Raw genomic sequence first — 17,539 nt, 5'->3', positions numbered from 1 at the left:
CTATTGTTGCCTTAATAAGTTTGGAGTAGTTTTTCTGCTCTCTTTATTAGGTCATCTGTATCTTTCATAGTTTTTTCAAATCTTTCAGCTGAAGGTAAATGTCTCTCTAGTAAAAGAAAAGCAACAGCAACAAAATCATGTGGTAAATAACCTTCTTTGAATTTAAGCTTTTCTATTTTTTCAACCTCTTGCAAATACCCTTCTCTTTGATAATCATCCATATTACACCTCCAAATTCAAAAAAGGAGGAGGCGTTAGCCTCCCCATATTTTTATTTCACTGGTTTTAAATATGGCTTAATTGGTAGAGTAGCAAAATCATAACGAGCTACTTCATTCATATCTTCAAAGTACGCATGTAAGCTGTCAGTAATCATAAGGTTGATGATTTCTCCCTTTGGATTAAATAACAGTACAGGTTTTCCTAGAATATAAGCTGCGCCTAATTCCCAAGCAGTACCAGTGTCATCGTAGTTTTCGCCAATGATACCGAATACCATGTCTGCCCATTTGATATGTTCTAAGTCATTTTTAAATACGAAAGTACGCCATTCAAAAGAACCGAATTCTACTTCAGGTAACTGGTTCTCTCTCGGTGAAAATACAGTGTGTCCTAATGCACGCAATACCTGCTCTGCTTTTTCTACATGTTTTAATTCTTCTTCATTAAAAAATGGTGAAGCTAAATAAATGTTTGCCATAATATTTCCTCCTGATGTATAGGGGCTAACGCCCCATCCTAGTTTGTCTTTTTCTTCGGAACTACCAAGTAAGGTAGCCTCCTGTGTGATACTCATGCTTAGTTGGATGGTAAGCATCCTCCCCGAAGCCTCGTTGCTTATTCACTGCACGAATATGTGTCTGCCATTCTTTACGGTTATCTTTTGTTTCGACACCCCAGAACCATTTCAGTACACAACGCTTACGTGCTTTAAACAAACGCTCTCTCTTTGGATCGAACAAGCGAGTATTCTTAGTTGTACAATAACGACTGCTTTCTTTTTCTGCTTGTTCTTGCTCCCATAATTCGATTTCCTTTTGATTAAACATAATGTCCCTAGGAACAAACAGTAATATTTACGCTCGTCATATCGGCGCAGGCTGTCAATTTCCCAAGTTCATTAGTTTCGATGGTTCCATGTATCCGAAGTACATAAGTACTATCCTTTCTTACTTATTTCTTTAAAAATAGAAACAGTTGTTAACCCTGTATCTGCTAGAATTTTATTAACAGCAAATCTAACACCTTTAATATGATCACCGTTAAAACCATGATAAGGGGCATCATCCATAGATCGATCCAAGTGATAAATATTTTCCTTCAACTTATCCAGTGTTTCCTTCTCCCCCATTTAATGTTCACACCTTTCTGCTTTTCCAAGGATACTTGAGTTAAACACCAACAGCCGACAATCTTGTACCGGCTCTGTACGAAACCTGTATCTTTTCTGCATTTCTTGCGCGCTCTATAGCTAATTTCTTTCTTACCATCTCCTCTTGTTCCAGTGAAACTTTTAATTCAAAACGTTGCTTATCAGTAAGCTTATTCATATTTTCCATTATCCATATAGTTTGTTTGTTGGTTAAGGGGTGGAATAAACTTTTAAAAACATGACAACCATTACATCCTTCTTTTCCAGTCCAAGGGTATGTGCCGAATTTTAAAAACTCCCCTTTGGTTGCCATTTCGTTATAATCCATCGTGTAATTTACTTGGTACTTTTCAATAAGTTTTTTGGCCAGTTCGCCATGTTTTCCGTAATCACATTCATAAAAAATACCATCCGGTGCTAAATATCCAGATAAACCATAATTCATTTCTCTCATCGGCTCAGTCCCTCTTGTTCTGTTAATTTATAAATTTTCTCCATCAATTCACGAACGCATGTTCTTATTATATTAAAAATAATGGGAAAATCAACCTTTGTATGATATATTTTACCAACGAAACAAGGAATTATGAATTATATTAATCTATAAATTAATAAATCTACAGATTTCTTCTCTAGATAACCGCAATGTGTTCCCAAAAGGGGATACTCCGATAAAAATTGGCTTTCCTAATTCTTTGTGAAATTCGATTTTCTTCACAGTGCCAACCCTTTTGATTCCACAATGAGTGAAGTACTCAAACCCTTTACCTATGTATTTCATGGTTTCATCTCCAAATCAAGAACTCATTAACTTAACAAGTTTATCGAATTCTTTTTGAGCCATATTGTGAGGCATAAAATGTTCAAGAACATCTGAAAACGGCTTTAAGTAGTTGTCTAAAATATCTTCACCTTCTGCTCTCGATCTGATCGTACCGGTAGTGTTGTTCAAGTAATCCTCTCGTGTCATATTCCAGTGAGTCGGACAATCAACCACGCCTGAGAACCTGCAATACAGACCGTTGGGTTGCATTGATATAAAAGCGCCCATTATACACCCTCCTTATTCAGTATCTTCAATAGTTCCGCAACTGATAAATCACGCAACATCACATTAGATAAAGGCATCTCTCTTTTTCTTGATATTCCATAGTACTTATCACCCATTCTAAAATCCGAATCTTTTTCAGATAATGATTTTTCTAATGTCGATTCATCTTCTGTTAATACGATTGCTGAAGTTGAACAACCTGGCGTACTATAGAACACTTTGAATGCTTTCATTCTGACACGCCTCTCCTTCTTCTGTACAATCAGCGAACATTACTGTATTGAATTTCTTAAGTGGATACTCTACAAATTCAACTTCTGAGCTACTTCTACCCACATATATCTCTTTTACCGTTAGGACTTGTCCTTCTTTAAAAAGCTTTCTTGCTTGTTCTAATTCCATTGCGTATCCGTTTCTATTAAGGAAATACACTTTTCTTCCTTTTGGAGAAACCTCTTTTCCGTATCTTTTTCCGAGGCTATACATATCTATTCCACCTAGTAGGCTCATCGATTTCGCATACTTAAACATCCTTACTCCTCCTTATGGTTTTTCTTTATTTAGTTCTTTTTCGCACTCTTCTTTGGTTTTAAAGAAACCACCAAGATGTGCTTGCACATTACTAGAAGCCCTATATGACGTAGGTTCTATATACATCTTCACACTAAGTTGTTTCCCTTGTGCCCATGTATGGATATCTATTTCTTTAACTAATCCTTTTTCTGCGCTTTTTATTAGTTTGCTCCTACACCCAAAACCGTTACACTCCGGACACTTTACTTTTCTTTCCTCGCCCTGGATTTCTACAACAAGTTTTTTATCGCCTGAGCAAACCGTACATGTTTCTGAGTTGTATTGACTTCTAACAAACCAAGCTTCATCACCTAGCTTAAAGCCTCCAAGCATCTCTCTTTTTGCTTGGCCCGCACCTTCTTTTTTGAAAGTATTTTCAGCACCCTTTAATTCCATTTGTAATTTGTGCATCTGGTTTCTTAAGTCACTAATTGTTTTTTGTGAACTAGCATCTCGTTCTTTTGCTTGTTCATAATCCTTAACTTTTTCTGATACACGCTTCTCAACTTCTTGATTTAACAGTTCGTTAATAGCTGTATTGAATTGAAAGTTTGGATCCATCTCGAAATAATTTTCTTCAAATTCCTGATGTGGCATATATGGCATGATCATTTTCCTTTCTACTTGATGGTTATTCCCACCAGAATCGTTTCGTAAGTCGTTCCCAACCTTGTTTTTGCGAATCCTTGATGTAATCTTCTTCAAATAATTTAACAACTTCCATCTGAGCAGACCTGTAAGCTGTACACCATTCTTCCTTAAAGACTTCAGCAATCGCTGTTTTGTTATGTTCTAAAATAGCTGCTTCGATCTCTTCTTCTGTTCCAGTGTACCCGTAATGCATTTCTAGCCATTGCTCAAAAGTTAAGTCTTTTGATAATGTAGTAGTACTCATTTTTGCCACTCCTTTTATGTTTTTTTACCCGTTCGGTAATCTAATAGCTCTTTGCAGATTTCTTTTAGTGTAGCTTTGTTGATAATAACTGCTCCGCCACCATTCCAATCCAAGCATTGTCGTGGTAGTTTCTTAAGTTGCTCATCTGTTAATTTCATTTATCTCACCTTTTCAGTAATTTTATTTAGTACAAAAGTCTTACATGTAAAGAAAGAAGAAGCGCCACAAACATAGGCACTTCTCCCTCTCTTGTCAAATGGAATTTCCTGCAACGATAATAGGTTTTAATTCTTTAAGACGTAAGCGGTTTGTCCCACTTGCAGTGATATACACCTCTGTCTCTACACGAATTGCGTTCTTATTAGAATCAACATAGATTCGTGCTGGCTTCTCTTCAAAATATCCTTTAGAGAATGCAGTAGAATATGGCTTGTAGTCTTTCTTCAAAACCTTCTTTTCATGCAATAGCTGAAGCAATGATGGAATAGGATTATCTCTCATTTCTTCGGCTAATCCATCCCCATAGACAGCTACTAGGTCTTCTAAGAAACCTTTTAACGTTGTTCGATTCTGTCTATAGATGCAGCGAATATAACGCTTAGAGTCATGGCCAGCTTCCACTAACACAACATCTTTCTCTAGTCGCACCTTTAACAAGTTCTCTACTTTTTTAATCAGTAACTCCCGTTCTTGTCCTTTTAGTTCAATCTCTTCGGAGTTCTTAGTAAGACGTTCTGCTTTTTCTTCTTTCTCTTCCTTATGCTTTTGCATTACATTTGACTGCTTTTTCAGTAGTCGCTTCTGTTCTTTAAGAAAATCCGCTGCCATTAAAATATTTGTTCTTACATCATTTGTTGATTCCATTAATAGATTTTTCATTAAATCCGCTCCTTTTATTAAATAGAAAAAGCAGAGGATATCTCCCCTGCTGGTTAGTTATTAAAGATTAAAATGAGAGTCTAAAGAGTCACAAAGATAATCGAATCCTTGTTTTGTGATAAAGACTTGTCCTTTTAATAACTTTAAGATGTTTCGATTTACAAGTTGGCGGTGTGGCATATTACGATTACGTCCTTCTGAACCAATCATACGATTGTCACGCATGTATTGGAACAGTTGGTTACGGCCTAAGCTATAACGTGGAAACATAATACGGGCAAAATCATCAATGGTCATCAGAGCATCTTCAGATAAGAACTCTTTGTATTTCTTGGCATATGGTTGAAGTGCTTTAATTTGATTATCGACCACGCGGATCTCTTCTTCTAGTAGTTCAGTTTGCTCGCCTAAAGTCTCAATTTGAGAATTAAGTTGAGCAAGTTCTGCTTCTTGTTGAATAAGTACTTCGTCTAGTTTACTTAATAAGACAACTGTTTGTTGTTGAAGTGTTAGATTCTGTCTCAGAGTTACGCCAGAAACACGTAACTCTTTCATATGTGCCTTAACAACTTTCTTGCACTCTTTCGCTACAGGTTTACGAGACTGTAATAATACTTCATACATACCTTGTTCTGTAAGCATCCAAGATTCTTGAGCGCCACTTTGCGTCGGAACAATTTTCCGAACCTTTTCATCTTCATCTACATTTCTTAACATCTTATTAATTGATGAAACATCATACTCAATCCATTGAGCTACATCTTTAGCTAAGAACAATGGCTCCTCAAATGTTCCATAGATAGAAAAGGAACGTCCTTCAAAAACCATCTCAGAGATAGGCACTAAAACCTCAACACTTACTACTTCGTTTGTCATGTATTTTCCTCCAAATAAAAAAGCGCCGCAAATAAATGCGACACTCTTGTTAAGTATAGTTTATTTAGAGTGGAGTACATATCAAGGAGAATGGAGCTAAGACTCCTTATAACAAGACTCAGTAATACAGTGCTGGGACTTTTAAAGAGAATCACTTGATAACCAAGACTTCTCTCCCTAATAAGTACCCCTACTCTCCAAAAAATTTTCTGATGGCGCGAATCTCGCCTCCAACAGTATGTCGTTAATAACAAATCCTATATTGAATTTGTCTTCTTCTAAATCTAAATAGATGGGTTTAGCTTCTAACTCTTTTTTAATATACAGTTCATCCATATCTTCAATATTATCCTCTAAGAGTAAGTGCTTCCTATCTTTTTTAGGTTCTAAAATAGCTATACCTATAGACGGAAAATATAAAAGGATATCGATAGACCCCACTTTAACGTTCTCTTCAAACATCAAGTGTAAAAAAGAATTCTTAATAATTTCTATTGCCTCTTGCTTATTCATTATTAACTCCCTTCACAAGCAATCCTACCTACCTTTATACCATATTTACGAAAAAGCTAAAAGACACCTTTTTCTTACAGTTATTAAGTTAAGCTAACCCATCTGTAAATATTCGAGATAATTCTTTACAAGTAAAGTTCTAATGGTTCAAATACTTACAGACAAGTTAGTTCAAGGAGGAATTAATGTGCTTAAATTTATTAACAATCAAGGTAAAAAAGTCATGGAGATGACAGATAACGGCGATGTAACTATCTTAAATGAAGAACTTAAAAAGTCTTTCTCTGAAAACTCTCTACAAGAAACTAAGAAAGAGGAGAAAGAAAATGAATAAACCAACTGAACAAAAAGAAGTGTTAGGTATTTTCATTACTAAAAATGAAGTAGCTAACTTAAATATGGAACACATTCATGTAAGTGATTTCGCTATCCAAACAATCTTAAAAACAATTCGCCTTACTCCTGAAGTTCAGGCAGAGGTTATTGATAAGATGGTTGAACGTACTCCAGGTTACTTCCAACTGACTCCGGAAGAACAAGTAAATAAAATCAAAACAACTCTAACTATCGAAACAGTTGTTGAATACCTTCGTCTACATGAGTATATCCGTGAAGGTATTGACATGATTGAAGTTGGTATCGACCAAGAAGGTTCTGTTATTGTTTCTGCTTTTTATGTGGGACAAGATGAAACACTTGATAAGGTCTTCCGAAAAGAGTTAACTCCAGAAGAAATTGACCAGTTAGAAAAAGAAGTAAATATCTTAGATGGTCAGGTAAACATCTATGAAGAAGCTAAAAAGCGTTTAGATCAAATGAAAGCAGACAACGTTATCCCTTTTCAAAATCGTGCAGCTAGACGCCAAGCGAAAGCGAGGTTATCACACAAATGATTGAACAAGTAAAAGAGAATCTAGTATACGTAGTTGAAGAAGAAGAGGAAGAAACTATTACAGTTGACCTCGAAAATAAAACTATCTATCAAAAAGAAGAAGGACTTATTGTAAGTTCAGACGGTATCATTGACCCGAACATCTACAAGATGCCAAAAACATTTGATGAATTTGATGGAGATATGAGAACTATTGAGATAACTCCCCCAAAACCAACCTTCCAAAATGAACTTCAAGATTTACTACTAAATACAGTAACTTCAAAAGCGGTCGCTTCCCTACTATCAAAACATTCAGCTCTCGATACAGAGCTTGATATTTTAATGGAAAACAAACGAATGGGGCAACTTGGCTCTATTCTAGATAAAGAAATTGACGACATGATGACTAAGCGCCGTATGGAATTACGTTCTTGTTTCATAGGAGAACAAGTTCGCTATGAAAAGGTTCCAGACTGGGCAAAGAGTTATGTAAAAGAATACATCAAAAACATGATTCATGGTTTATCAATTTTAGTAGAAGACGGGGAATAATTTTCTAGGTTATTCCCCTAGATTCTGTTACAATATAGGAGAGGATACATATGTACTACTTAGGATTAGACCCCTCAACTAAATGCACAGGATACTGTGTAATGGACGAAAAACATGATATTATCGAAGCTGGCAAAATCGATATACCTTCTAAGGGTGATGAAGGAGATAAAATCATTTATCAAATCGAACGTATTGAAGCCCTTTTCGAAAAATATGATATTACTAAAATCCTTTGTGAAGATCAATTTAGCAAATTAAACATCGATACATTAAAGAAATTAACACGAGTATCGGGCACAATTCTTTATCTTGCAAAGAAACACAAGCTAGAGATTGAACTTATCTACCCTACTAGCTGGCGTAAAATCTTCCACGGCTCAGGTAAAGCCAAGAAAGAAGATACCTTCCATAAGGTTGTTGCTCTCTATGAATTTGAGAATCTAGAATTCAAAAAAGACAACGATTTAACAGATGCTATCGGCATTGCCTGGGCATGTGTAGACTTACATAAAGAAGGTGTAGCTGCTTGAAAATCTACCGTGGCAATATAGGTGTGGACTTGTCTCTTGAAGAGTTTTCTCAAATCATAGAAGATGAAGATAAAATTGATGACCTACTCAACATCATTTACGAATTGGAGATGGATGAAGTCATGAATTACAATAAAGAAGACATCTTAGCTTTTGAAGCAAACCTTTTTCAAGAGGTTGCAGAATATCAACGTAAACAAAATGCAAATGACGACACTGTAAAAATGGAACGTATCCTAGCCCACTTAGAAAAGTATGGACGATAAAACTCAACAATATGAACACATTGAGTCTTTAGTGTTCGAATATCAAGCAGGTTCCGAGAAGGCTGGGTTAGAAATAATCCAGTCTTTTGGTTATGATCCGGAAACAAAAGAACTATCTAAGTACCTCAACAAATACTTTGCCCTCTTACGCTTTGGCGTGATTAAATTTAACGACAGAGATACAAGGCAATTCCTCAGACAGTTTACCTCAGACGAAACCCTGCATAAGGCTCTTATCCCTAACTATCAATATGCTCATACGAAAAAAGCTACACGGAAGCTTGTTCAAATGATTAATTATCGAATGAGACATATTACAGATGAAGATTTAATAAACGATCTTTGCTTACTCTTATTAACTCAGGCTAGGAAGTATAAGAAGCAAGGAAAGAAAAAGAACTTTTGTGGATACCTATTCAATAGTTATCGCTACAAAGTTTATGCTCATTACAAATATCTCTTCAAAGACCAACTCTATTCACACCGTATAGAGATGCTAGAGGATTATAGAGATGAGAACAGTGAGATTCTGATAGAAGAAACTCTCCGCTCTGACCTTTACTTTCAAAATGAAAAAGAGAAAATAGGACTCAATTGGATACTAGGTAAAACAGCTGACTTCCCCTTTAACCAATTAAATAATTTTGAAAGAACTCTAATCTCCCTTTACGACTATAAAGGAATGACCTATGAAGAAGTTGGTGCTCAAATGGGATATCACCGTGATACTATTTGGAATAAGCGTAAACAAATTAAGAAAAAATTAGAAGAAATAATGAAGAATCCTCCCTGTGATTAACAAGGAGGATCTTTTTTATTGTAATACAGGAACCTTATTTAGTTGAGCTTCCAACTCTACAATTCGAGCATTTAAAGCATTCACTTCTTTATAATGCTCTAATATCTCCATAAGATGTGGTTTGATAGCTGTCTTAGCAGATAGGAAATAAGCAGAGTATCTTGGATAACGCTTCATAGCTTCCTTAAAGAATGGGAAGAAGTACTTCTCAGTCTCGATTGCTTGTCTTACTTTCTTTTCTGGTGTAGCATCACGTAATGTACTGAAATTGTGTTTTCTATCAGAAGCTTTAAGTAAACATGCCCCTGGATCTCTTAGCATTGGTTCAAGATACAATACCTTAAGGATCTCACCTTCTTTATAGTTTACAGACTTTTCTTTCGTAACAAGGTCAACCATTTTGGCTACTCTTTTGTTGAATTTGTCTTCAATCATTCTTAAAGTGATTCCCTCAACATCTTCAACAATATCATGAAGCAGAGCTGCTGTTAAGATATCCTCATCTCTTATACCATGATTAAATAGGTCCTGAGCTACATCTACACAATGGTTGTAATAGTTAGAACCATCATGACGAGCAAATCCTTTTGTAGCACACATCTCTTCCTTAACCATATCTAACGCGCGAAGAGTCATCTCCTGTCCCGCATCTGCCATACGTTGTTCAAATAACCTTACTCTGCTTTCACTCATATATATTCCTCCCTAATTTTATGCTGTAATAGAAACTACATTAAATCCTAAGTCCTTTGCTTTTTGCTCATCGAACTTTTCATCTAAATGCATACAGAAGACTTTATGTCTTGCCTCTTGTTTGATCGACTCATCTAATTTCCTTAAGGATAGATGAACATTCTTCTCGTAGTCTGCTATGCATGTGTCTTGATAAAAGTAGTCAAGCTCACCATACTCTAACATGTGTAAAATACTCATTGGGATATCATTAGAATCTCCACTATAGTAAATCGTATTATTGCGACCATCAATACAGATTTTAATAATATATCCGAAGCAAGGTAATTCATCTACATGGTTAACACAAATAGGTTTGAAGTTTAATATAAAATCATCATGATGACATCCTACACTTCCCCAGAACTGTACTAGTTCATATGTATTTCTTTCTACACCCATCGTTTTTAAGTGTTCAGCAATCTTTAAATCGTATGGAGCATACACGGTTATACTTGGTTCCATTAACTTTCCCATTGAATAATACCCATAGAAAATTAAATCGCCTAGTGAACCTACATGGTCAGGATGTAAATGAGTGAGTAGTACAGTTACTTGCTTCACTTCATCTAGTAATTTAGATTCAATTAAGCGGCCGAATGTTGAACTACCGCAATCAATTAAAAACAAATGATCATCCTTTTTAATATAAGCGCAGTTGTTTCCTTCTTTTGTGTTAAATGCACTACCTCTTCCAATAAAATTAAGCATTTGTTCTCCTTTTTAGAAAAAGCCCCCGTGTTAGGAGGCTTCTTTTTCATCTTTGAAATATAGTTCTAACCATTCTTCTTCAGAGATTGGTACATGACATAAATTACGGAAATCACAATAGCGACACATAATGTCTAATGCATTCCCTTCTTTCTCAGGTAACTCTCGACGATCTACATAATCAAGAATTTCTTTTATGTCCGCTTTAACTTGTTCAACCAACTCTTCATTGTAATAGACATGGAAAGACTTAGATTCTTGTGTATCTTTGTTCTCGTAATACACCATACCTCTTCTAATACCAGTTAGATAGAAATACAATTGCAACTGCATTTCATGTTTCTTGTCTGGCTTAGATTTCGGTAACTTAGCATAGTTCTTATTCTTAATTGACTTGAATTCGACAATAAGGATATGATTAGCTGGACCACGATAGACTTCTTTGTCTACCATCTTCGTCTTTTCTACGCCTTCTCTATCTTTATATTTCTCTGCAACTTTAGCTGTTAAGACGATATCATCTGCATCCTCTTCGTCATCTGACTTTAGATAGTTCCAGATGATAGCATCTGAACGCCCACTTATGCGTAATTCTTCATCTTTTAATGAGAGTTCGGGAGCAATCAGGATTCCCATCTTTTCAAAGATATCTTCCATTCGATTATGAAAACTTGTTCCATTCTCCATAATTAAAAGGTTTTGTCCTGGTATCGGTTTAGTTGGATAACCCAACATCTGATAAACCACAGCACGTTTACACCTTCCAATTGAAGACGGATAGAACTTACCTAATCGTCCTTGGTCGATACGCTTTTGTTGATTGGCAGCATTCTCTGTAGTGAGAAACTGATGGACCATATCTATGATGTCTAAATCCCCATATCGCTCTTTAATTTGTTTTATTTTTGACACTTCAACTTCTAGTTGAGCTGTTGACACTTTATCACCTCTTTTGAAAGGAGTTTTACAATGGAAAAAAAATATGAATTTATGGACACCGACAATATTTACGGACAACGTAAAGATGATGAAAAGAACTGGGAAGAGTTTGGTGAACTCGCCCAAGAGACCTTTAAGAACTGGACAAAATACAACGATGGAACTTCCGGTGTAAAAGCTAAGACATGGCAAGATGCTGGTCGTGGCTGTGTAAGATGTGGTGGTTCCCTAATGGTCTTTGAAGAAGGTGAAAACGGAAATGTTCTTTTAGAATGTAAGAGTTGTGGTTATCATCAGTGGAATGCTGACATAGCACCATACAGTCAAAAAGAACTGAAGCAAATGAACAAGGAAGCTAAACAAGCTGGTGCCACTGGTGCTCGCCATCTTCCCGATGAATTATACAGAACTATACCAGACTCTCTTATTATGCAATATGTAGAAATGAGAGAGAAAAGAGCGCAGGGGTATTAAACCCCTGCTTTTTCTTTTTTTGTATAACCAATCTTTTCTAATGCTTCGCCAACTAATGCAAGTACAGACTCTTTATCTTCTTCGTTGTTTGCAAAATCCAAATTATCTACATTGATTAAGATTTTTGGAGAATGATCATAGTCTTGGTACCATACGTCATACTTGTCATTTAGTCGTTCCCAATAAGCCATTTCTACTTCGCTTTCAATACCGCGACCACGATTATCAATTCGCTGCTTTGCAACTTCAGCACTACATTGTAGGTAGATTAATAGCTCAGGTGGTTGAGAATGCTCTAGGATTTGATCTAGTAACTTTTTATATGTACGATACTCTTCCCATGTCATACCTTCTCCGCCATCCTCAAGATCTTCAGCTAACATACTTGCAAAGATGTTGTCGCCGAAAATTGAGCGATCTAAAATCCCATGACCTTCTTCATGAACTTTCTTAATCATTTCCCATCGTTCGTTTGCAAAGAAAATTTGTGTTGTAAATGCCCAGCGAGTTTTCTTCGCATAGAATCGATTTAGTAATCGTTCTGCATCAGGATTTCCTAGTTCTTCAAAAATAGGAATGTTAAATCTTTCACTTATTAATTGCGCTAGAGTTGTTTTGCCAGCCCCAACGACTCCATCTACCAATAGAATGGTCATCGCCCCATCTCTCTTTTCTTAGTTGTTCTTTTTCTTTTTGATATAGAAAAAATATAGTATGGCCAAAGAACAAAACCAAAAAGAAATGTTAGGAGTTGATACTTACCTTCATTTGCTTTAAATATTTTGTACTCGGCCAGTAATTCTCCTTTTTCTACGTGTAAATTTTGCAGCTGCGCATAATACTCAGCTCCTTGAGGAGTTAACTCATACATAGATACCATCTCGCGCAAGAACGCTTCCTTGTCCCCTGCTTGTCTTATCATGGTATAAATACTAATCATATGTTGAAAGCCATAAACAATTCCGGCAACAACATAAAAGGATATAAGCAATACAATCCACATACCTATCTATACCCCTTTTCTTTGCAATATTCGATAAGGGCAGCTTCATCGCCCATTACAAACATTTCAACGTTGTCTTCAGTTTCTGTATGGATCTCAACCTTATAAACAAACACAACTTGAAAAGGGTTGTCTTCATTCATCCATGCTCCAACAGACACAGCAACAAAAGTTCCTGGGACGTCGTAAGCATCGATAAACTCATCTACCATTGCATTATTGATTTCATGTCCAAATAAATCCGCTAACATTTCCTGCGCCATTGGAATACCATGATTTAGTTTTTCGTTCCAACTATCAAGAATACGAAGTAGTCCTCCATAATTCTTATTCATGTAGTTGAACATTTTCTTTCGTAAGTGAAACTCAGAAATCAATACACCACCTCCAATACTCGGTCAGACTGTTCTTTCTCGTAATGTTTAATCTCTTCATCAGAGATGCATTCGATTTCAACTTTAGTAGTTCGGTAACCGTATCCTGGCACATCTTTTATTACGGCATACACTTCATACACCCCGTTACCCAATCCTGGGATAAACGAAACCATTTCATGTAACCTTTCTTGAGAACCAAATAAAAATATACGTCCCATCTCTACTTTTACAGCACCTAAACATATTCGCCCAGGTGTTAAGTCTTCTTCTTTAATATCGAAAGAGTAATTCAATGAGGTTACTCCCCTTTCATTCTCAGAATGTATCCATTTTATTTTTACTTTGCAACATAAAAATAAAAAAGACTCAGGATTATTCTCCTAAGTCTTCTACTCTTATAGCTTTTGGAAATCTTAATGTGAAAGATGTTTTATCATCCGTTGTACTTTGAGCAGTTATTTTACCTTTATATATGTTCATTACTTCTCTTGCGATGGTTAATCCTAATCCAGAGCCTTGTTTAGTATAATCTAAATTTTTACCACGATAATATCTATCGAAAAGGAAAGGAATTTCTTTTGGATCAAGAACAATACCTTTGTTAGTAACCGAAATACAAACCGTATTATCATTAGTTTTAGAAATTACGTTTATCTCAACATGATTTGAATCAACAGAATACTTAACTGCATTGTCGAGGATTGGGTTCATCATTAGGAAGAAATGATTTCGATCTACAAATATCTCGACACCATCTGCATCGTAAGAAATATCAAAAACAAAGTCTGGGTATGATTCCGCTTTAAATCGCAATAAGTAATTGATCAAGTCTTTTGCGTTATAGTAATTTGCACTATCAATATTTGATATTTGTTTTAAGCGAGCTAGTTCTAAGATTGTTGACATAATTGATGTAACCCTAGCAATATTGTCTTCTATAGCAAGTAATTTTTCATCAACTAAATCTTTATCCTCTTTACCATAAAACTTAATCATATCCACAGACTGTTTTATTGCAGTTAGGTATGTTTTTACTTCATGTGATACATCTTGCATAGAGTTTAGATTGTTCTGTACAAGCTCATTCATTCTATCTAGAACAGCATTGAAACGATTAACAACCTTAGATATTTCTTCCCCATACAAAGGATCTTCAATTTTCATTTGATAATTATTATCTACCACACCATCAAAACTTGTATCAATTGCCTTTTGTAATGGTCTAAATATAAATTTCAAACCCGCCAAAGCTGATATAACTAAAAAGAAAAGAAACCAAATAAACATATACAAAGCGCTCTCTAAACCGGCCATCATTTGCATTTTTAAATTCGTCGTTATATCTCTTTTTATAGTTACCATATCAAAATGATTTTCATGCTTGAAATAGTACGAAACGACACCGTATGCCTTGTTTTGTTCGTCAAAATAAAAATTGTATTCTGCATTGTCTGCAGAAGAGTCTAATGTTTTCATATGTGTTTTAATAGAATCAAAAAAAGTTGGAACAAATAAAGTTAAGAGTTGAGATCCAAACACATCAAAAGCATCATTTTGTTCAGCAGGAGAGAAGTAATTATATTCTCCAATCCCTGCTTGACCAATTTTAACTTTTATCGATTCACCGGGGTAACTCAAATACTCAAAAAAACCGTCATCAATCTGCTGCTTTCCTCCACCATCTTGTATCGATTCTAACTTTTGTTGTATTTTTTCTACCCTGGCAAACATTGCCTCATATTCTCTTTGAGTTGTTAGTTGTAATTCATTGTACATAGAAAATAAATTAACTGGTACTGCTGAAATAAAAATCAATGCGATAGTAAACAGAACCACTTGAACACGTAATTTGTCACGCTTTACAAAATTTCTGAGGAATTTCCTAATCTTGCTTCTCATTAGGCATCCCCCTCTCCTGATACAATAGGTATAACCAATGTAAATACAGTTCTTCCATCTGTATTACTTTCTACATTTATTTTACCATTGTATATATCCATCACTTTTTTAGATATGGTCAAACCTAGTCCAGATCCTTTTATTGAGTTATCAAGATTTTTTCCTCTGTAATACCTATTAAATAAAAATGGAATTTCTTCTTCTTTAATTTGATGTCCCCAACTAATTACATCTATGTATAAACAGCTTGGACATCCGACATCCTTAATATGAACAATAACTTCATTGCTATGCACTGAATACCTAACTGCATTCTCAATAATAGGATTTAAAGCTAATAAGAAATGTTGCTTGTTGATTCTTATGATAGGTTGTTCTACGTCACATTCACTGATAAAATCAAATTCCGGAAAAATCTTTCTCGTATAATCAAGATATTCATCAATTAACTTTTTTACGTTTTCTGTTTCTGTAGAAGAGAACTGAGTTCCTCGGTCTAACTTTGCCAAGTCAAGAATTATAGACATAACTTTTGTAATTTGCTCAATATTGTCATCTATTGATTTCAGTTTTTTCTCCACAGTTTGCTTATCATCTGTTCCAAAGAATCTTAGTATATCAACAGACTGCTTGATTGAGGTCAATTTATTGTTTACCTCATGAGAAACATCCTGCATTGATTCTATATTAACTTCAATAATTTTTTGCATTCGCTCCAAAATGTCGTTTATCTTATGTTTAACACCACGAATTTCTTTTCCATACACACCCGTAATTTTTATCCTAGTTTTGTAATCTGTTTCTTCTAGCTCAGAAAACGTCTTATCAAGAGCATTTCCAAGTAGACGAAACACCAAGCCAAGACCAAAATAGGAAAATATACTTGAACAGATAACAATATATAGTAAACTCAGACAAAATAATTGCTGATATTTTTCTACAGGTTTCACAACAGTTGGTGTAATGTTTCTTTTCACCAAAATTGTATCCGTGTGATTTATATGTTTAAAGGAATATTTATAATTCATGTAATGAAGTCCGCTTGTTTCGTCTTTATGAATTGATATATTTCCTACTTTTTTTATTTCATCTTTATATCTTCCAGCTAAAAATTCAATTAGAGAAGATGCGATTTTAGCATTTGTATCATTCACTAAATCCTCTTCCTCATTTTGTTTACTATAAAAAACACGCTTGGTACGATCATCTGTAGATGAAACTGTTATTTCTTCACCTTTAGCTACAACGCCGTCGAAAAATCCCGGAGGTACCTTACTGATTCCTCCGGATTCCCATACTTCATTTTCAATTTGAACAGCCCGATACTTCATACGATTATAAACTTCTTCCCCATCGTTTAAAATATCAAAAACGAGGAACCACAGTAAAATAGGCATTGTAAAAAAAGTGACAGCAGCTACTGCCATTACCGTCAATTTTGTACGCAACCTATTTTCTTTTGTTCTTCTAAGAATTAAAGACTTCAAGGACATAACCTTTACCTCGAACTGTTTTAATTATGTCAATGCCGATTGAGTTTCTCAATCTTCGAATATTTACTTCTAAGGTGTTTGTTTCTTGTAATTCTGAAGGATCATACCCCCAAATGTTTTTATACAATTCTTCCTTAGAAATAATCTTCCCTTTATGAGTGATAAAGTAGTGCAGCAGCTCAAAAAGTTGATTTGTTAAATGAACTTGTTTACCATCAACAGTTACCTTATGCGTTAATAAATTGATTTCAATATTTCCGCATTGTGTAACTCCCCCATTTGATGATTCCTTACTACTGGTTCTTCGTAAGACTGTTCGAATTCTTGCTAGTAAAACCGTTAGATCATATGGCTTAGTAATATAATCCTCTGCTCCCATATCTAACCCCTGCATAATATCCAGTGGTTCATTTCGTGACGTGAGAAGTAGATAAGGTACGGTCTTATTTTTATTCACTAACCTTGCAACCTCAAGACCATTTGAAATACGAGAATCTAATCCTGCTGCTGTTTGTTTTAACATAACATCTAATATCATCAAGTGATAGTTATTGGACAATGCCGCATTAACAGCTTCAACACCAGTAGTAAACCAATCTACATGGTAATTTTCGCTTTTTAGAATCATTTCAAGTGTGCTACCGATTTCATATTCATCTTCAAGTAATAATATTTTATACAAATTTATTACCTCCTACAGGATTTTTGTGTGCAACGTATTTTAGCGT

The 17,539-nt window shown here is 35.2% G+C and carries 31 protein-coding genes; 7 read left to right on the top strand and 24 right to left on the bottom strand.

Annotated elements, in window-relative coordinates; genetic code table 11:
- Positions 1-11: 11 nt before the first annotated feature.
- The 14 genes from ASE54_RS28835 to ASE54_RS28770 all read right to left on the bottom strand — a co-directional run bounded on the left by ASE54_RS28835 (position 12) and on the right by ASE54_RS28770 (position 6,159).
- The gene (locus tag ASE54_RS28835) at positions 12-221 is read right to left on the bottom strand and encodes a hypothetical protein (protein ID WP_000342987.1); all 210 of its coding nucleotides are present in this window, start codon (positions 219-221) and stop codon (positions 12-14) included.
- A 50-nt stretch (positions 222-271) separates the two neighbouring features.
- Positions 272-700 (bottom strand): nucleoside 2-deoxyribosyltransferase, encoded by a 429-nt coding sequence (locus tag ASE54_RS28830; protein WP_001284343.1) that lies wholly within the window; start codon positions 698-700, stop codon positions 272-274.
- A gap of 61 nt (positions 701-761) precedes the next feature.
- Positions 762-1,049, bottom strand: coding sequence for a hypothetical protein (locus ASE54_RS28825; RefSeq protein ID WP_000483063.1), 288 nt, complete (start codon positions 1,047-1,049; stop codon positions 762-764).
- 110 nt (positions 1,050-1,159) lie between these two features.
- Entirely contained in the window at positions 1,160-1,351 is a 192-nt protein-coding gene (locus tag ASE54_RS28820; RefSeq protein WP_000504037.1) for a hypothetical protein, read from the bottom strand.
- Between the two features lie 40 nt (positions 1,352-1,391).
- Positions 1,392-1,826 (bottom strand): hypothetical protein, encoded by a 435-nt coding sequence (locus ASE54_RS28815; RefSeq protein WP_001208820.1) that lies wholly within the window; start codon positions 1,824-1,826, stop codon positions 1,392-1,394.
- A 342-nt stretch (positions 1,827-2,168) separates the two neighbouring features.
- On the bottom strand, positions 2,169-2,423 hold the full coding sequence (locus ASE54_RS28805; RefSeq protein WP_000500661.1) for a hypothetical protein: 255 nt from the start codon (positions 2,421-2,423) through the stop codon (positions 2,169-2,171).
- The gene (locus ASE54_RS28800; protein WP_000642957.1) at positions 2,423-2,656 is read right to left on the bottom strand and encodes a hypothetical protein; all 234 of its coding nucleotides are present in this window, start codon (positions 2,654-2,656) and stop codon (positions 2,423-2,425) included. The genes ASE54_RS28805 and ASE54_RS28800 overlap by 1 nt, the downstream gene beginning before the upstream one ends.
- Positions 2,631-2,954: a hypothetical protein gene (locus ASE54_RS28795; RefSeq protein ID WP_000477626.1), complete on the bottom strand. Its 324-nt coding sequence runs from the start codon at positions 2,952-2,954 to the stop codon at positions 2,631-2,633. Before ASE54_RS28795 ends, ASE54_RS28800 begins: the two co-directional genes overlap by 26 nt.
- 12 nt (positions 2,955-2,966) lie before the next feature.
- Positions 2,967-3,602 (bottom strand): hypothetical protein, encoded by a 636-nt coding sequence (locus ASE54_RS28790; protein ID WP_001146641.1) that lies wholly within the window; start codon positions 3,600-3,602, stop codon positions 2,967-2,969.
- 25 nt (positions 3,603-3,627) lie between these two features.
- A complete protein-coding gene (locus ASE54_RS28785) occupies positions 3,628-3,891 on the bottom strand; it encodes a hypothetical protein (protein ID WP_000108401.1) in 264 nt (87 codons plus the stop codon).
- A gap of 14 nt (positions 3,892-3,905) precedes the next feature.
- Complete coding sequence (locus ASE54_RS36030; protein ID WP_003310322.1) at positions 3,906-4,049, bottom strand: hypothetical protein; 144 nt, start codon at positions 4,047-4,049, stop codon at positions 3,906-3,908.
- Between the two features lie 94 nt (positions 4,050-4,143).
- Positions 4,144-4,770: a hypothetical protein gene (locus ASE54_RS28780; RefSeq protein ID WP_000793383.1), complete on the bottom strand. Its 627-nt coding sequence runs from the start codon at positions 4,768-4,770 to the stop codon at positions 4,144-4,146.
- A gap of 60 nt (positions 4,771-4,830) precedes the next feature.
- Positions 4,831-5,646: a phage repressor protein/antirepressor Ant gene (locus tag ASE54_RS28775; RefSeq protein WP_000180796.1), complete on the bottom strand. Its 816-nt coding sequence runs from the start codon at positions 5,644-5,646 to the stop codon at positions 4,831-4,833.
- A 177-nt stretch (positions 5,647-5,823) separates the two neighbouring features.
- Positions 5,824-6,159, bottom strand: a complete 336-nt coding sequence (locus ASE54_RS28770) for a hypothetical protein (RefSeq protein ID WP_001041140.1) — start codon at positions 6,157-6,159, stop codon at positions 5,824-5,826.
- A gap of 187 nt (positions 6,160-6,346) precedes the next feature.
- On the opposite strand from ASE54_RS28770, the gene ASE54_RS28765 reads away from it, so the two are divergent.
- From ASE54_RS28765 to ASE54_RS28740, 6 genes are read left to right on the top strand one after another with little or no spacing between them, the layout of a single operon-like run.
- Positions 6,347-6,493, top strand: coding sequence for a hypothetical protein (locus ASE54_RS28765; RefSeq protein ID WP_000911126.1), 147 nt, complete (start codon positions 6,347-6,349; stop codon positions 6,491-6,493).
- The gene (locus ASE54_RS28760; RefSeq protein WP_001039980.1) at positions 6,486-7,052 is read left to right on the top strand and encodes a hypothetical protein; all 567 of its coding nucleotides are present in this window, start codon (positions 6,486-6,488) and stop codon (positions 7,050-7,052) included. The genes ASE54_RS28765 and ASE54_RS28760 overlap by 8 nt, the downstream gene beginning before the upstream one ends.
- Positions 7,049-7,585 (top strand): hypothetical protein, encoded by a 537-nt coding sequence (locus tag ASE54_RS28755; protein WP_000572582.1) that lies wholly within the window; start codon positions 7,049-7,051, stop codon positions 7,583-7,585. The genes ASE54_RS28760 and ASE54_RS28755 overlap by 4 nt, the downstream gene beginning before the upstream one ends.
- Before the next feature lie 50 nt (positions 7,586-7,635).
- Positions 7,636-8,118: a crossover junction endodeoxyribonuclease RuvC gene (locus tag ASE54_RS28750; protein ID WP_000291520.1), complete on the top strand. Its 483-nt coding sequence runs from the start codon at positions 7,636-7,638 to the stop codon at positions 8,116-8,118.
- On the top strand, positions 8,115-8,384 hold the full coding sequence (locus tag ASE54_RS28745) for a hypothetical protein (RefSeq protein ID WP_000708631.1): 270 nt from the start codon (positions 8,115-8,117) through the stop codon (positions 8,382-8,384). The genes ASE54_RS28750 and ASE54_RS28745 overlap by 4 nt, the downstream gene beginning before the upstream one ends.
- On the top strand, positions 8,374-9,183 hold the full coding sequence (locus tag ASE54_RS28740) for a hypothetical protein (RefSeq protein WP_000342211.1): 810 nt from the start codon (positions 8,374-8,376) through the stop codon (positions 9,181-9,183). Before ASE54_RS28745 ends, ASE54_RS28740 begins: the two co-directional genes overlap by 11 nt.
- A gap of 15 nt (positions 9,184-9,198) precedes the next feature.
- On the opposite strand, the gene ASE54_RS28735 is transcribed toward ASE54_RS28740, so the two are convergent.
- Genes ASE54_RS28735 through ASE54_RS28725 form a run of 3 tightly spaced genes read right to left on the bottom strand, consistent with a single transcriptional unit; the run spans position 9,199 to position 11,565 of the window.
- Entirely contained in the window at positions 9,199-9,876 is a 678-nt protein-coding gene (locus ASE54_RS28735) for an HD domain-containing protein (RefSeq protein WP_000004567.1), read from the bottom strand.
- Between the two features lie 18 nt (positions 9,877-9,894).
- The gene (locus ASE54_RS28730) at positions 9,895-10,626 is read right to left on the bottom strand and encodes an MBL fold metallo-hydrolase (protein ID WP_000931496.1); all 732 of its coding nucleotides are present in this window, start codon (positions 10,624-10,626) and stop codon (positions 9,895-9,897) included.
- A 30-nt stretch (positions 10,627-10,656) separates the two neighbouring features.
- Positions 10,657-11,565: a PD-(D/E)XK nuclease family protein gene (locus ASE54_RS28725; RefSeq protein WP_000100980.1), complete on the bottom strand. Its 909-nt coding sequence runs from the start codon at positions 11,563-11,565 to the stop codon at positions 10,657-10,659.
- A gap of 30 nt (positions 11,566-11,595) precedes the next feature.
- On the opposite strand from ASE54_RS28725, the gene ASE54_RS36025 reads away from it, so the two are divergent.
- Entirely contained in the window at positions 11,596-12,039 is a 444-nt protein-coding gene (locus ASE54_RS36025; RefSeq protein ID WP_000412864.1) for a hypothetical protein, read from the top strand.
- Here the strand turns inward: ASE54_RS36025 and ASE54_RS28715 are convergent.
- The 7 genes from ASE54_RS28715 to ASE54_RS28685 form a co-directional block, all read right to left on the bottom strand.
- A complete protein-coding gene (locus ASE54_RS28715) occupies positions 12,036-12,695 on the bottom strand; it encodes a deoxynucleoside kinase (protein WP_000153877.1) in 660 nt (219 codons plus the stop codon). The genes ASE54_RS36025 and ASE54_RS28715 overlap by 4 nt on opposite strands.
- A complete protein-coding gene (locus ASE54_RS28710; RefSeq protein ID WP_000265263.1) occupies positions 12,692-13,042 on the bottom strand; it encodes a hypothetical protein in 351 nt (116 codons plus the stop codon). Before ASE54_RS28710 ends, ASE54_RS28715 begins: the two co-directional genes overlap by 4 nt.
- Before the next feature lie 2 nt (positions 13,043-13,044).
- Complete coding sequence (locus ASE54_RS28705; RefSeq protein ID WP_000622533.1) at positions 13,045-13,419, bottom strand: hypothetical protein; 375 nt, start codon at positions 13,417-13,419, stop codon at positions 13,045-13,047.
- A complete protein-coding gene (locus ASE54_RS28700; protein WP_001109586.1) occupies positions 13,416-13,712 on the bottom strand; it encodes a hypothetical protein in 297 nt (98 codons plus the stop codon). Before ASE54_RS28700 ends, ASE54_RS28705 begins: the two co-directional genes overlap by 4 nt.
- Before the next feature lie 79 nt (positions 13,713-13,791).
- Positions 13,792-15,318, bottom strand: a complete 1,527-nt coding sequence (locus tag ASE54_RS28695) for a HAMP domain-containing sensor histidine kinase (protein WP_001256703.1) — start codon at positions 15,316-15,318, stop codon at positions 13,792-13,794.
- Complete coding sequence (locus tag ASE54_RS28690; protein ID WP_000054107.1) at positions 15,318-16,811, bottom strand: HAMP domain-containing sensor histidine kinase; 1,494 nt, start codon at positions 16,809-16,811, stop codon at positions 15,318-15,320. The genes ASE54_RS28695 and ASE54_RS28690 overlap by 1 nt, the downstream gene beginning before the upstream one ends.
- Entirely contained in the window at positions 16,786-17,493 is a 708-nt protein-coding gene (locus ASE54_RS28685; RefSeq protein WP_000276745.1) for a response regulator transcription factor, read from the bottom strand. Before ASE54_RS28685 ends, ASE54_RS28690 begins: the two co-directional genes overlap by 26 nt.
- Between the last annotated feature and the right edge of the window lie 46 nt (positions 17,494-17,539).

Origin of the sequence: Bacillus sp. Root131, from assembly GCF_001429475.1 — a bacterium.
Taxonomy (GTDB): Bacteria; Bacillota; Bacilli; order Bacillales; family Bacillaceae_G; genus Bacillus_A; species Bacillus_A thuringiensis_S.
Note: the sequence above shows the minus strand (reverse complement) of the source record. Positions and strands in the feature narration are given on the sequence as shown.